Below are 13,532 nucleotides of genomic sequence, written 5' to 3' on the forward strand. Positions count from 1 at the left end.
CCCGGCGCCTCCCGCCGTCCGGCGGCCGCCGCCTCACCCGGCCCGCTGCGCCGCCACCAGCACCTCGCCCGCCGCCGTGCGGTAGTACAGCACCGACCGGCCCGCCCGCCTGCGCTCCACCAGCCGGGCGTCGAGCAGCACCTTCAGATGCCGCCCCACCGAGCCCAGGCCCTGCCCGGTGAGCGCCACCAGCTGCGTGGTGCTCTTCGGCGTGTCGAGCAGGGTGAGCACCGCCGCGCGGGCCGGGCCGAGCAGGCGGCCCAGCGACTCCGGCGGCGCGGCGGAGCCGGTCTCGGCGAGCACGCCGGCGCAGGGGTAGACGAGCGCGTAGCGCCGCTGCGGGAGGTGCCAGGACACCCAGCCGGCGCGCGTCACGACGGGGACGAACAGCAGCCGGGCGCCGGAGATGTCCCGCGGCGGGTAGTCGCGTACGTTGATCTGCAGCCGGCTCGCGCCCAGCCACCGGGTCCCGGGCCGCAGCGCGTCCAGCGCCGACGCCCAGCCGCCCTGCCCCACCTGGGCGGTGCGCGCGACGATGTCCGCCTCGATGACGCGCCGGCGCCGCGGCCAGTCCGGCAGCACCGTCTCCCGCCAGACCCACTCCAGCACCTCCGCCGCCCGCCGCGGCAGGTCGTCGCGGCGCAGCCGCGCCGGCAGCCGGCCGTCGAGGCTGACGGCGACGTCGGCGCGGGCGGCGTCCGGGGGCGTGGCCCGTACCGTCCGCAGCTCCTCCTCGAACGTCACCCCGGGCGCGCCCGTGGGCGTGGGGGTGAGGAAGTCCGCGTTCCACGGCCGCAGCAGCCCCGCCCGGACCAGCTCGTCGGTCACCGGGTCCGCCTCCTGCCGCGCGCGGTAGGCCGGCAGGTGGGCGTCGAGCCAGGCGCGTTCGCCGGGGTGCGCGGCCGTGCCGCGGGCCAGCGCCTTCAGGCAGGCGAGGGCCTCGGCGTACGGCGAGACGACGAACCGGCTGCCCGCCAGCGTGTCCGCGTCGACCTGCCACCACCCCATTGCTTTCGCCTCCCGGCGAAACTCTAACGCCCGCGCGGAGATCCCCGGAGGCTGTCCGCCATGCGCACGTATCGAGAGCTGTTCCGCACCCCGGAGTTCACGCCCCTCTTCGCCGCCTCCTCCCTCCAGGTCGCCGGGCTGACGGTCAGCGGCCTGGCGCTCGGCACGCACATCTACGAGAAGACCGGCTCCCCGCTGCTGTCCGCCCTGGCCATGTTCGGCCCCTCGCTCGCCCAGGTGCTCGGCGCGACCCTGCTGCTGTCCGCCGCCGACCGGCTGCCGCCGCGCGCCGCGATGACCGCGCTCGCCCTGGTCTACGCCGCCGCGACCGCGGCGCAGGCCACGCCGGGCATGCCGGTGTGGGGGGCGTTCGCGATCCTGCTCTGCCTCGGCCTGCTCGCCTCCGTCGGCGGCGGGGTGCGCTACGGGCTCCTCAACGAGATCCTGCCCCGCGACGGCTATCTGCTCGGCCGCTCGGTGGTCAACATGTCCGCGGGCGCCATGCAGATCACCGGCTTCGCGGTCGGCGGCGTCCTGGTCGGGGTGCTGTCCCCGCGCGGCACGCTCCTCGTCGCCGCCGGGGCGTTCCTCGCCGGCGCCGCCGTCGCCCGCGCCGGGCTCGGCGTCCGCGCGCCGCGGGTGGCGGGCCGGCCCTCGGTCGCGGAGACCTGGCGGGTCAACGGGCTGCTGTGGTCCTCGCGGCACCGCCGCGTCCTGTACCTCGCGCTGTGGCTGCCCAACGGCCTCGTCGTCGGCGCCGAGTCGCAGTTCGTGCCGTACGACCCGGGCCGCGCGGGCCTGCTGCTGGCGCTCGCCGCGCTGGGCATGCTCGTCGGCGACGTGCTGGCCGGGCGGGTGCTGCCGCCGGCGTGGCGGCCCCGGCTCGGGGTGCCGCTGCTGTTGCTGCTGGCGGTCCCGTACCTGGTCTTCGCGCTGCGCCCGCCGACGGCGGTGGCGGCGGTCGCCGTCACCGCCGCCTCGGCCGGGTTCGCGGCCAGCCTCGTCCAGCAGGAGCGGCTGATGGCGCACACCCCGGAGGAGCTGAGCGGCCAGGCCCTCGGGCTGCACACCTCCGGCATGCTCACCATGCAGGGGGTGGCCGCCGCCCTCGCCGGCGGGGTCGCGGAGCTGACCTCGCCGGCGACGGCGATGGCCGCGATGGGGGCGCTCTCGGTCGCCGTGACGCTGGCGGTGGCGCCGGGGCTGCGGGCCGCCGACGCCGCGGCGGCCGGGGACCCGGCCCCGCGCCCGCCCGGTGGCGGGGGCGGGCGGCGGGACCGGGAGTCGGAGGTCAGCCCGCCGCGGGCGCCCCGGGCCAGGTGAAGGTGGCGACGGCGCCGGCCGGCAGCTCGTACGTCAGCGAGGCGCCGTTCTCCGTGACCGAGAACGTCCGGGCGCCGTCGGCGGCGCCCCGCACCACCGCGGCGCGCGAGCCGTCCGGGTTCTCGAAGACCACGTTCTGCACGCCGCCCGGGCCCTGGGTCGTCGAGCCGACGCGCACGGCGCCGCGGTCCACGAACTTCGAGACGTGGCCCAGCAGGTAGTACTCGGCGTTCTTGGTGACCTCGCCGCCGTCGACCTCCACGACGCCGTTGCAGCGGGTGCCGCAGTGGCCGAAGTGCGGGCCGCCCCGCCCGTCGAGGGCGAGGTTCCAGAGGACCACGGTCTCCGAGCCGGACCGCATGCTGCGGATGACGAGGTTCTCCGTCTGCCACTTCAGCGTGTCGGCGAAGGTGCGCGCGGGGTCCTTGCTGTCGGTGCCCGAGCACTCGGTGAAGAAGACCCGGTGGCCGGCGTCGCGCACCTGCTGCTGGGCCTCCGGCTGCCCGCCGTAGCAGTGGAACGCCGCGCCCTGCACCCGGTCGAGGTCGCCGGTGGCGTCCAGGACGTCCAGCGGGTAGTCGGGGCGGTCCCAGTTGTGGTCGTAGACGAACAGCCGGGTGTCCAGGCCGGCGTCGGCCAGCCGGCCGTCGAGGACGCGCAGGAAGTCGGCCTGCTCGGCCGCGGACATGCCCATCGAGGGGTACGAGGTCTCGAACAGCGGCTCGTTCGCCACCGTCAGGTCGTCGACCCGCACGCCCGCGTCCGCGTACGCGTTCAGCGCCTCGACCAGGTAGTCGGCGTAGTCGCCGTAGTGCTCGGGCGTGACGCTGCCGCCCTCCAGCCGCCCGGAGTCCTTCATCCAGCCGGGCGCCGACCAGGGCGTGGCCATCACGCGGACGTCGCCGTTCACGTCGAGCGCCTGGTTCAGCAGCGGCAGGATCTCGGCGCGGTCGCGGTCGACGGAGAACGAGCCCTGCTGGTCCTCGTACGAGTAGTAGGGCAGCTCGGCGACGAAGTCGGTGCCGCCGAAGGGCTGGCGCAGGTAGTCGAGGCCGATGCCCTCGCCGCCGGTGCCGAACAGGTCGGTCATCAGCGCGTCCCGGGTGCCCTGCGGCAGCCCGGAGAGCAGCCGGGCGGACGCCTCGGTGATGGACGCGCCGGCGCCGGTGAACTCCTGTGCGCGCTCCCCGGTGTCGACCGCGATGTCGATCCGTTGCGGCGAGCCGTCGAAGGCGGCGCCGGCCGCCGGGGCGAGCCTGCTGCCGCCGTCGGCCGTGGTGATCCAGACCTCCGCGGCGGTCCCGGCGGCCTGCGCCGGGCCGGCGAGCGCGTAGCCGCCGGCGGCGAGCAGCAGCGCGCCGGCCGCGGCGATCGCCTTGGCGGTGCGCGTACGCGGCGGCCGGGCGGCGTGCGCGGCCCGGGGCCGGCGCCGGCGCTTCGCCGGGGCGGCCGGGGCGGCGGTGCCGTACGGGCGCGGGTGCGGGGCGGGTGCGTCGTGCATGTGCGGCTCCTTCGGTGTGGGGGATGGGTGAACCGCGAAAGCCGGTGACCGCCCGGGCACGCCGTCGTGGTGGGGGGAGGGGAGGGGACGCGGCGGCGGACCCGGGCGGAGTGCGGGCGCGCGGGCGCCCGGCCGTACGCGCTACGCCGCCCGCCGCGCCGCCGCGCGGTGGCCGCGGATCAGGTCGGCGTAGCGCCGGCCGCTGCCCTTGACGGTGCGCCGCTGGGTGGCGTAGTCGACGTGGACGAGCCCGAAGCGCTTGTCGTAGCCGTACGCCCACTCGAAGTTGTCCAGCAGCGACCAGGCGAAGTACCCCGCCAGCGGCACGCCGCGGCGCACCGCCTCGGCGCAGGCCGCGAGGTGCTCCTCCAGGTAGCGGGTGCGCTCCGGGTCGTCGATCTGGCCGTCGGGGCCGACCGCGTCCGGGTAGGCGGCGCCGTTCTCGGTGACGTAGAGGCAGCGGACGCGGTAGTCGTCCGCCATCCGCTCCAGCGTCTTCGTCAGCCCCTCGGCGTGCACCTCCCAGCCCATCGCGGTGCGGCGCGCGCCTGGCAGGTCGACCTGGCGCGCGTACGGCAGCGGGCCGTCCGGGTCGTCGGCGACGACCTGGCGGAAGTAGTAGTTCAGCCCCAGCCAGTCCAGCGGCGCGGCGATGGTCTCCAGGTCGCCGGGGCGCTCGGGCAGGTCCACGCCGTACAGCCGGCGCATGTCCTCCGGGTAGCCGCGGCCGTGGACGGGGTCCATCCACCAGCGGTTGGTGTGGCCGTCGGCGCGCGCGGCGGCGGCCACGTCCTCGTCCCGGTCGGAGGCCGGCTCGCAGTGCGTGAGGTTGTTGACCAGGCCGATCCGGGCCCCGGGCACGGCGGCGCGCAGCGCCTGGACCGCGAGGCCGTGGCCGAGGTGCAGGTGGTACGAGGCCCGCACCGCCGCCGTCAGGTCGGTGAGCCCGGGCGCCATCCGGCCCTCCAGGTGCCCGATCCAGGCCGAGCACAGCGGCTCGTTGAGGGTGGCCCAGTGGGTGATCCGGTCGCCGAGCCGGCGTGCCACCGCGTCCGCGTACGCCGCGAACGCCTCGGCGGTCCCGCGCTCCGCCCAGCCGCCGCGGTCCTGGAGGGCCTGCGGCAGGTCCCAGTGGTAGAGCGTGGGGAAGGGCGTGATGCCCGCTTCGAGGAGGGCGTCGGTGAGCCGGTCGTAGAAGGCCAGGCCGGGCTCGTTGACGGGCCCGTCGCCGCCGGGGACGACGCGCGGCCAGGCGATCGAGAAGCGGTACGCCTCGGTGCCCAGGCTGCGCATCAGCGCGATGTCCTCCGGCCAGCGGTGGTAGTGGTCGCAGGCGACGTCGCCGGTGTCGCCGCCGTCGACCATGCCGGGCGTGTGCGCGTAGGTGTCCCAGATGGAGGGGGCGCGGCCGTCCTCGTGGACGGCGCCCTCGATCTGGTACGCGGCGGTGGCCGTGCCCCACACGAAGTCGGACGGGAGGAGGTCGAGGTCCAGGTCGGGCACTTCAGTTCCTTTCGGGCGGGTCACTTGACGGCTCCGGCGGTCAGCCCGGCGACGAGGTAGCGCTGGAGCAGCAGGAAGCCGGCGACGATGGGGAGGCTGACGACGAGGGAGGCGGCCATGACCTGGTTCCAGTACACCTCGGTCTGGGTGGCGTACCCCTGCAGTCCGACGGAGAGCGTCCGGGTGACGTCGTTGGTCATGACGGAGGCGAAGAGCACTTCCCCCCAGGCGGTCATGAAGGAGTAGATGGCGACGGCGACGATCCCGGGGACGGCGGCCGGCACCACGACCCGGAAGAGCGCCCTCAGCGGCCCGCAGCCGTCGACGAGCGCCGCCTCGTCGAGGTCGCGGGGGATGGAGTCGAGGTAGCCGACCAGCATCCAGATCGAGAAGGGCAGGGTGAAGGTCATGTACGTGAGGATCAGCCCGCCGCGGGAGCCGTAGAGGGCGATCCCGGTGGTGTTCCCGATGTTGACGAAGATCAGGAACAGCGGCAGCAGGAAGAGGATCCCCGGGAACATCTGGGTGGACAGCACCGTGACCGTGAAGATCCGCTTGCCGCGGAAGCGGTAGCGGCTGACGGCGTACGCGGCGAAGACCGCGACGACGACCGAGCAGCCGGTCGCGGCGCCCGCCACGATCAGTGAGTTCAGGAAGTAGCGGGCCAGCGGCACCGTGTCCCAGATGTCGATGTACGGCTGGACGGTCAGCCCGCTGGGGATCCACCGGAACGCCCCGGTGACGTCCTCCAGCGGCTTCAGCGAGCTGCTGAGCATCACGTACACGGGGGTGACGGCGAAGACCGTCAGGAGCGTGAGCACGATCCGCCGGGTCCACACGAACGACCGCGGCGGCGCGGTGGGGGAGCTAGGCACGGGCCGCCTTCCTTCCGCGGGAGGTGAGCAGCAGGTAGCCGGCCGTGACGACGAGCAGGAAGAGCAGCAGCAGCACGGACATGGCCGAGCCGGCGCCGAAGTTCCAGGTGACGAAGGACGACTGGTAGATGTGGATGGAGATGATGTCGGCCGACTCCGGCGCCGACTTGCCGAACAGGATGTACGGCACGTTGAAGTCGTTGAAGGTCCACAGGAACAGCACGAGGACCAGCACCTGGTTGACCGGCCGCAGCGACGGCAGCGTGATCCGGCGGATCTGCTGCCAGATCCCGGCGCCGTCGATCGCGGACGCCTCGTACATCTCCCGCGGGATGTTCTGGAGCGCGGCGGTGATCACCAGGAAGGCGAACGGCCAGGTGCGCCAGACCGAGACGACGACCAGCGAGAGGAACGCGTTGTCGCCGATCAGCCAGAACGTCGGCTCGGCCGTCAGCCCCAGCTGGTCGTGGAGCACGTGGTTCACCAGGCCGTTGTCCCGCTGGAGCATGAACGACCAGGTGATGACGGCGGTGTAGACGGGCAGCGCGTACGGCGTGAGGAACAGCGCGCGCAGCAGCCCGCGGCCGCGGAACGAGTCCTGCATCAGGACCGCCGCGGTGACGCCGAGCAGCCACGACAGGCCCACCGCGAGCACCGTGAAGGCGCAGGTGATGAGGAACGAGCGCAGCAGCGCCTCGCCCACCGGGGCGTCGAAGTCGACGGCGACCTCGAAGTTGTCCAGGCCCGCCCAGGGCGCGGCGCCCCAGTCGCGGATGTAGCGCTGGGTCAGCTCCTTGAAGCTCATCACCACGCCGACGGCCATCGGCACCAGGTGGATCAGCAGCTCCAGCAGCAGAGCGGGCAGCAGCAGCAGGTACGGCAGGGCGCCGCGGCGCACGCGGCCGCGGCCGGGGCGGCGGCGCTTGCGGGCGGCGCCCCGGCCGGCGGGCGGCTGGTCGCCGGGGCCGGCCGGGGGCGTGTCGAGGGCGGTCGCGGTCATCCGGGGCAGCTCACTTCACCATCTGCTGCTGGGCCTCGGTCAGCCGCTCCTGGACCGACTCCGTCGTCACCTCGTCGCCGGCGGCGGCGTCCGCGAACAGCTCCTTCATCGCGTCGCCGACGAGGGTCTCGAACTGCGCCTCGTCCGGGACCTGCGGCAGCGGCGCGGAGGTGGTGGCGAGCACCTCGCGCAGCACGGTGAGGTCGGGGGTGCTGAATGCCTTGTCCTCCTGCGCCTCGACCACCGGCGGGATGGAGCCGTAGGTCGAGTTGAGGATCATCTGCTCCTCGGTCGAGGTCATGAACTTCACGAAGTCCACGGCGCCGTCGATGTTGTCGCTGTTCTTGAAGACGGCGATGTTGATGCCGGCGACCATGGAGTTGACGTCCTGCCCCGCGGGCGGGTCCTCGCTCTGCATCGGCACCGGCGCCACGCCGTACTCGTCGGCCTTCATGCCGTGCGCCTTGAGCGAGCTGCCGGCGGCCTGCCACAGCAGCATCCCGGCCTTGCCGGTGGCGAAGTCCTTGACCGACTGGTTCTGCGCGTACTCGGCGTTGCCGACCGCGGCGATCTTGTCGTTGGCGAGGAAGTCGACGTACTGCTTGACGGCCGCGACCGCCTCGGGGCTGTCGAAGGTGGGGTTGCCCTCGGCGTCGAAGAAGTCCGCGCCGTGCTGCTTGCCGAAGACGAAGGCGTGGTGCGAGTTCTCCACCGGGTTGCCGCCCTCGACGGCGACGCCGTACGTGCCGTCCTTCGTCAGCCTCTTGCCGACCTCGACGAACTCGTCCCAGGTGGTCGGGGGTTCCTCGATCCCGGCCTCGGCGAACATCGCCTTGTTGTAGTAGAGGGCGTAGGAGAGGGAGTACAGCGGCACGGCCGCCGGGTCCTTGCCCTCGGCGCCCGCGGCGGCCAGCGCCGAGGGGACGAACCGGTCCCGGCCGCCGATCCTGTCGAGGTTCTCCTTGTCCCAGGCGAGGAGCCCGCCGGTCGCCTGGAGCGAGGCGGACCAGGTGTTGCCGATGTTGAGCACGTCCGGGCCCTGGCCGGAGGTGGTGGCCGCGAGGATCCGGTCGAGCAGGCTGTCCCAGGGGACGACTTCGAGCTTGACGTCGATGCCGGTCTCCTTCTCGAACTTCTCGATCTCCGGGGTCAGCACCTCCTTGTCGTGCTCCAGGCTGGTGCCCTGGTTGCTCGCCCAGTAGGTCAGCTCGTCGGGCTTGTCGTTGGTGCCCTCCGAGCCGGTCGAGCTGCCGCCGCCGCAGGAGGCGGCGGTGAGGCTGAGTGCGGTGGCGAGTGCGGCGGTCGCCGCCAGGCGGATTCTGCGCATGGTCGTGTGGCCCCTCTCCGGGCGCATGACTTAAGGCTGTGAACGCGGCTCGCGCTAAATTTAGAGCGTGAGTTAAGTAGTGAAAGAAGTCCCCGTCAACCCTTCTCACACGGGTTTCCCGGCGCGTATGTTTCCTCCGGGAAGGAGCCACATGGCGAGAAGCAACGGCCGTACCGTGCGCGACCTGCGCCGCAGCAACCGCTCCGCGGTGCTGCGCCACCTGTACTTCGAGGGGCCGCTGAGCCGCCTGGAGCTGGGCCCGGTCACCGGGCTCAGCTCCGGGTCGGTCAGCAACGTCGCCGCGGAACTCATCGCCGAGGGGGTGCTGGAGGAGGCGGGCGCGGTCGGCTCGGACGGCGGGCGGCCCCGTACGCTGCTGCGGGTCGCGCCGCGCTGCGGGCACCTCGTCGGCGTCGACGTCGGCGAGACCCGGGTGCGGGTGGAGCTGTTCGACCTCGCCCGCACCGAACTGGCCCGCGCCGAACGCCCCCTCGCCGACGGCGGCCGGGACGCCGGGCGGGTCGTGGCGCACATCGCCGAAGGGCTGGCCGCCGTGCTCGCCGACGCCGGCGTCGCCCCCGGAGAGCTGCTGGGCGTCGGCCTCGGCGTCCCCGGCATCGTCGACCGGGAGCCCGCCCGGGGCGGCGCGGTGGTGCACGCGCAGACCATCGGCTGGGACGCCGTACCGCTGGAGGCGATGCTGCGAACGGCCGCGACCGGGCTCGGCGACCTGCCGTACACCGTGGCCAACGGCGCCAAGACGCTGGGCCAGGCCGAGATGTGGTTCGGCGCCGGCCGCGGCGCGCGCAACGCCGTCATCGCGCTGATCGGCTCCGGCGTCGGCGCCTGCGTCGTCACCGACGGCACCGCCTACGGCGGCTCGGCCAGCGGCGCGGGGGAGTGGGGGCACACCACCATGCAGCTGCGCGGCCGGCGCTGCCGCTGCGGCGCCCGCGGCTGCCTGGAGGCGTACGTCGGCGCGGAGGGGATGCTGGAGCGCTGGCGGCAGGCGGGCGGCGAACCGGTCGCGGCCGACGAGGAGTCGGCGCTGGCGGAGCTGCTCGCCGCCGACGACCCCGCGGCCCGCGCGGTGCTGGACGAGACCGCGGAGTACCTGGGCGCCGGCATCGCGGACCTCGTCAACCTCTTCAACCCGGAGCGCATCGTCCTGTCCGGCTGGGCCGGGCTGCTCGCCGGACCCCGGCTGCTGCCCGCCGTACGGGGAGCCACGGCCATGTACGCGCTGCGCTACCCGGCGGCGCGCGCGGCGATCGAGATGGGCGAACTCGGCACCGACGCCGTCACCGTGGGCGCCGCGACGCTGCCGCTCAGCCGCTTCCTCGACGCGGGCGGCGTGCGGCCGCCGGCGGTCCCGGCGGCGGCGCGCGGCTGAGGGCCCGTACCCGCGCGCGCGGGTGCCGACGGGACGGCGGCCGGACCGGGGCGTTCCCCGGCCGGCCGCCGCCCGCGCGAGCGCGTCAGCTCACCGCAGGCGCGCTCACTCCACCGTCACCTGCACCGCACCGGTCGTCAGGTCCCCGGTGTCGTCCGTGACGGTCAGATGGGCGGTGTACGTCCCCTTCCCGGCGTACGTGTGCGACGCCGTGGCCGCGCCGTCCGCCGTCGCGTTGTCGCCGAACGTCCAGTGGTACGCCTCGGCCGTCCGCCCCTCGGGCAGCGTCACCGCGCCCTCGAAGGAGAGCTCCGCCGGCGCCGTCCCGCTCGCCGGCGTGGCCGTCACCGTCACCTCGGCCGCCGACTCCTTCTCCGCGCCCGGGCCGTTGAAGTGCAGCCAGTCCAGCGCCAGCAGGTCGGGACCCGACGGCGTCCACTCCGGGTTGGTGAAGACCGCGTAGATCTTCTCCACCCCGTCCGGGCCGGTCAGCGGCACGGTCGGCGAGACCACGTCTCCGTAGCCGCCGGTGTTCGGGATCGTCGCCGTGCCGAGCAGCTCGCCGTCCGGCGCGCCGGCGCGGAACTCCACGTCCCCGCCGAGCCCGCCGGAGGAGGCGCCGACCGTGACCGAGTCGATCCCGCTCAGGCTCGCCGGGTCCAGCACGATCCAGTCGCCGTTCTCGATCTCGCCCAGCCGCTTGCCACCGGAGGAGTCGTCCCGGGCCAGCGTCTCGACGCCGCCGTTCGCGCCGCCGGTGCCGTTGTGGTGCTCGGCCTCGCGGAACTTCTGCCGCAGGCTGAGCGAGTCGGAGCCGACCAGGCTCGGCACGCCGTCGGCGCCCGTGTCCTCGTACTGCGCGCTGATGCCGTAGTAGAGGTTCTGGCCGGGGCCGTGGCTGTCGCCGGGGTCGGTCTTGAACTCGCCCGCGCAGCCGGTCAGGTTGTCCAGCGGGTGCAGGTGGTCGTCGTGCCCGAGCTGTGTCTGCACCACCACGCGCGAGCAGTCGATCTCACCGTCCTCCGCGTCGCCGACCTCCACCCGGTACGGGACGGTGTCGCCGAAGTCGAACGCCCCGCCGTCCGCCGGCGTGGTGACCGTCACCTCCGGCCGGGTGTTGCCGACGGTGATCTCGCGCACCGCCATCGCGGTGCGCTCCGGCGGGCCCTCCACCGTCAGCCGGGCGTTGAACCGGCCCTTCTCGGTGTAGGTGTGCGTCGGGTCGGGTTCGGTGGAGTCGGTCGTGCCGTCCCCGTCGAAGTCCCAGGCGTACGTGATCGGGTCGTCGCCCGGCGAGTGCGAGCCCTCGGAGGAGAACTCCACGGTCAGCGGCGCGGGCCCGGAGTCCGCCGACACCGTCATCTTCGCCACCGGCGGACGGCCCTCGGCGACGTAGTCGATGCGGTAGATGCCGGCGTTCTCGTTGCTGCCGCCGCGGCCGGTGCCGCTGCCCTCGCCGAAGTCGATGACGTAGAGCGAGCCGTCCGGGCCGAAGTGCGCCTCGAAGGGCTGGATCCACTCCATGTCGCCGAAGATCCCGTTGATGGAGTGCAGGTCGCCCTTCTTGGCGGGCTCGAACCTCGGGTCCTCGAACCGCTGGTCCTTCTCCTGGAAGGTGAAGGTCTTGAACCACTTGCGGGTCAGCTCGTAGGTGATCCACTTCCCCTCGAAGTACTCGGGGAACTTGTACGGGCTGTCGTTCTTCGGGTCGTAGTCGTAGACCGGGCCGCTCATCGGGCCGCCGCCACCGGTGCCCAGCTCGGGGAACTCCTCCGAGGCCGAGTACGCGTACCAGACCGTCGCGGGCTGCGCGGGCGGCAGCTCGGTCCTGCCGGTGTTGTTCGGCGAGTCGTTCACGGGCGCCGAGCAGTCGAACTTCCCGCCGGAGGTGCCGGTGGCGAAGTCGTAGTCGTTGAACGGCGTGTTGTTGCCGATGCAGTACGGCCAGCCCATGTTGCCGGCCTCGGTGATCCGGTTGTACTCCACCGTCCCCTCCGGCCCGCGGTCCGGGTCGGCGCCGCGCGCGTCCGGGCCGTAGTCCGCGACCAGCAGGGCGCCGGAGATCGGGTCGGTGGTGATGCGGAACGGGTTGCGGAAGCCCATCGCGTAGATCTCCGGACGGGTCTTCGCCTCGCCCTTCCCGAAGAGGTTGCCCTCCGGGACGGTGTAGCCGCCGTCCTTCGTGGGCTTCACGCGCAGCACCTTGCCGCGCAGGTCGTTGGTGTTGCCCGAGGTGCCCTGGGCGTCCCAGGCGCGGCGGCCGTCCCGCTCGTCGATCGGGGTGAAGCCGCTGGACTCGAACGGGTCGGTGTTGTCACCGGTGGCGACGTACAGGTTGCCCTTGGCGCCGAAGGTGATCGAGCCCGCCATGTGCACATTGGCCCGGCCCTCGCCGCGCCAGGTGGGGATCGTCAGCAGCACCTTCTGCGACTCCGGGTCGGCGACATCCCCCTCCATGGTGAAGCGGGAGAGGTTGATGTGGTTCTCCTCCTTGTCGGAGTGCAGGAGGTAGACCCAGTTGTTCTTGGCGAAGCCCGGATCGAGGGCGAGCCCGAGGAGGCCGTCCGACTGGCTGGTCATCTCGGGGGTGTAGTCGAAGTCCAGGGCGGTGGAGACGTTCAGCGTCTCCTGGTCGACGACCTTCAGCTCGCCGGTGCGCTGGGCGTAGAACACCCGCCGGTCGGGGGCGACGGCCAGCTCGAAGGGGTCGGCCAGGTCCTCGGTGACCAGCGGCGTGCGTTGGAAGTTGCCGGTCTGGGTGGCCGAGCAGTCGCCGGGCTTCGCGCCCGCGGCCCACTCGATGCCGCCGAGCAGGTGCTTGAGGAACAGCGGCTCGTCGAAGGAGGACGCGTCGTGGCCGCCGGCGGTGAACCACGACCGGCCGCCGTCGTACTTCTGGCACCACGAGTACGGGTGGTCGACGCCCTCGTCCAGGCCGGTGACGCCGTCGCGCACCTTGATCTGCGCGAGGGTGTGCACCTTGCCCGTCGGGTTGGCGCGCCAGTTGTACCACTCCTCGTGCCGCTCCCACAGCTGCGGCAGGCCCTTCGTGGAGGGGTGGTCGTCGTCCAGCACCTTGATCCGGCCGGTCTGCGGCGCGGGGTGCTTGTCGAAGATCGCGCCGACCAGGCCCTCGTACCAGTCCCAGTCGCGCTCGCTGGCGGAGGCGGCGTGCAGGCCGAGCCAGCCTCCGCCGGCCCGGACGTACGACTGGAGCGCGGCCCGCTGGTCCGCGTTCAGCAGGTCGCCGCTCGCCGGCGTGGAGTTGGTGTTGTTGAAGACGACAGCCTCGTACCGCGCGAGGTTCTCGTCGGTGAACGCGGTGGCGTCGTCGGTCGCGTCGACCTCGAACCCGTTCTCCTCGCCGAGCTTCTCGACGGCCTCGATGCCCGCGGGGATGGAGTCGTGGTAGAAGTTCGTGACCTTGGAGAAGACCAGGACCCGGAAGTCGGCCTCCTCGTCCTGCGGTGCGGCCGTGGCCGAGGCCGCGCCCAGGAGCAGCGCCAGCAGCGCGGCCAGGGCGGCGACGGGTGACAGGGGTGGTCTGGCTAGGCGTCTCATAGTGCTCCCAGTCGTGCGCGGAAACGTGGGTCGCGGCGGAG

At 73.3% G+C, this 13,532-nt stretch carries 9 protein-coding genes; 2 read left to right on the top strand and 7 right to left on the bottom strand.

The annotated features are described in order from the left end of the window. Positions 1-33: 33 nt before the first annotated feature. Positions 34-1,008 (bottom strand): transcriptional regulator, encoded by a 975-nt coding sequence (locus tag ACHZ99_RS28795; RefSeq protein ID WP_420307715.1) that lies wholly within the window; start codon positions 1,006-1,008, stop codon positions 34-36. A gap of 60 nt (positions 1,009-1,068) precedes the next feature. On the opposite strand from ACHZ99_RS28795, the gene ACHZ99_RS28800 reads away from it, so the two are divergent. Beyond that, positions 1,069-2,331: an MFS transporter gene (locus tag ACHZ99_RS28800; protein WP_420307716.1), complete on the top strand. Its 1,263-nt coding sequence runs from the start codon at positions 1,069-1,071 to the stop codon at positions 2,329-2,331. Here ACHZ99_RS28800 and ACHZ99_RS28805 read toward each other — a convergent pair. The 5 genes from ACHZ99_RS28805 to ACHZ99_RS28825 all read right to left on the bottom strand — a co-directional run bounded on the left by ACHZ99_RS28805 (position 2,300) and on the right by ACHZ99_RS28825 (position 8,537). Then, positions 2,300-3,832: a glycoside hydrolase family 30 protein gene (locus ACHZ99_RS28805; protein ID WP_420307717.1), complete on the bottom strand. Its 1,533-nt coding sequence runs from the start codon at positions 3,830-3,832 to the stop codon at positions 2,300-2,302. The two genes, ACHZ99_RS28800 and ACHZ99_RS28805, sit on opposite strands and share 32 nt — an antisense overlap. A 141-nt stretch (positions 3,833-3,973) precedes the next feature. Further along, positions 3,974-5,335: a GH1 family beta-glucosidase gene (locus ACHZ99_RS28810; RefSeq protein WP_420307718.1), complete on the bottom strand. Its 1,362-nt coding sequence runs from the start codon at positions 5,333-5,335 to the stop codon at positions 3,974-3,976. Positions 5,336-5,355: 20 nt separating this feature from the next. Beyond that, positions 5,356-6,210, bottom strand: a complete 855-nt coding sequence (locus ACHZ99_RS28815; protein ID WP_420307719.1) for a carbohydrate ABC transporter permease — start codon at positions 6,208-6,210, stop codon at positions 5,356-5,358. After that, positions 6,203-7,210, bottom strand: a complete 1,008-nt coding sequence (locus ACHZ99_RS28820; protein ID WP_420307720.1) for a carbohydrate ABC transporter permease — start codon at positions 7,208-7,210, stop codon at positions 6,203-6,205. Before ACHZ99_RS28820 ends, ACHZ99_RS28815 begins: the two co-directional genes overlap by 8 nt. Positions 7,211-7,220: 10 nt before the next feature. Next, positions 7,221-8,537 (bottom strand): ABC transporter substrate-binding protein, encoded by a 1,317-nt coding sequence (locus ACHZ99_RS28825; protein WP_420307721.1) that lies wholly within the window; start codon positions 8,535-8,537, stop codon positions 7,221-7,223. A 151-nt stretch (positions 8,538-8,688) separates the two neighbouring features. Here ACHZ99_RS28825 and ACHZ99_RS28830 point away from each other — a divergent pair, with 151 nt between their 5' ends. Then, the gene (locus ACHZ99_RS28830) at positions 8,689-9,930 is read left to right on the top strand and encodes an ROK family protein (protein ID WP_420307722.1); all 1,242 of its coding nucleotides are present in this window, start codon (positions 8,689-8,691) and stop codon (positions 9,928-9,930) included. Between the two features lie 105 nt (positions 9,931-10,035). Here the strand turns inward: ACHZ99_RS28830 and ACHZ99_RS28835 are convergent, their stop codons facing one another. Further along, on the bottom strand, positions 10,036-13,491 hold the full coding sequence (locus tag ACHZ99_RS28835) for a ThuA domain-containing protein (protein ID WP_420307723.1): 3,456 nt from the start codon (positions 13,489-13,491) through the stop codon (positions 10,036-10,038). Positions 13,492-13,532 lie beyond the last annotated feature (41 nt).

The organism is Streptomyces sp. MAR4 CNX-425 (assembly GCF_048656465.1).
GTDB lineage: Bacteria > Actinomycetota > Actinomycetes > Streptomycetales > Streptomycetaceae > Streptomyces.

What these genes read in the sequence shown, in the direction of transcription:
- ACHZ99_RS28795 (WP_420307715.1), bottom strand. Translation starts at nt 1,008, where the DNA reads ATGGGGTGGTGGCAGGTCGACGCGGACACGCTGGCGGGCAGCCGGTTC.
- ACHZ99_RS28800 (WP_420307716.1), top strand. Translation starts at nt 1,069, where the DNA reads ATGCGCACGTATCGAGAGCTGTTCCGCACCCCGGAGTTCACGCCCCTC.
- ACHZ99_RS28805 (WP_420307717.1), bottom strand. Translation starts at nt 3,832, where the DNA reads ATGCACGACGCACCCGCCCCGCACCCGCGCCCGTACGGCACCGCCGCC.
- ACHZ99_RS28820 (WP_420307720.1), bottom strand. Translation starts at nt 7,210, where the DNA reads ATGACCGCGACCGCCCTCGACACGCCCCCGGCCGGCCCCGGCGACCAG.
- ACHZ99_RS28825 (WP_420307721.1), bottom strand. Translation starts at nt 8,537, where the DNA reads ATGCGCAGAATCCGCCTGGCGGCGACCGCCGCACTCGCCACCGCACTC.
- ACHZ99_RS28830 (WP_420307722.1), top strand. Translation starts at nt 8,689, where the DNA reads ATGGCGAGAAGCAACGGCCGTACCGTGCGCGACCTGCGCCGCAGCAAC.
- ACHZ99_RS28835 (WP_420307723.1), bottom strand. Translation starts at nt 13,491, where the DNA reads ATGAGACGCCTAGCCAGACCACCCCTGTCACCCGTCGCCGCCCTGGCC.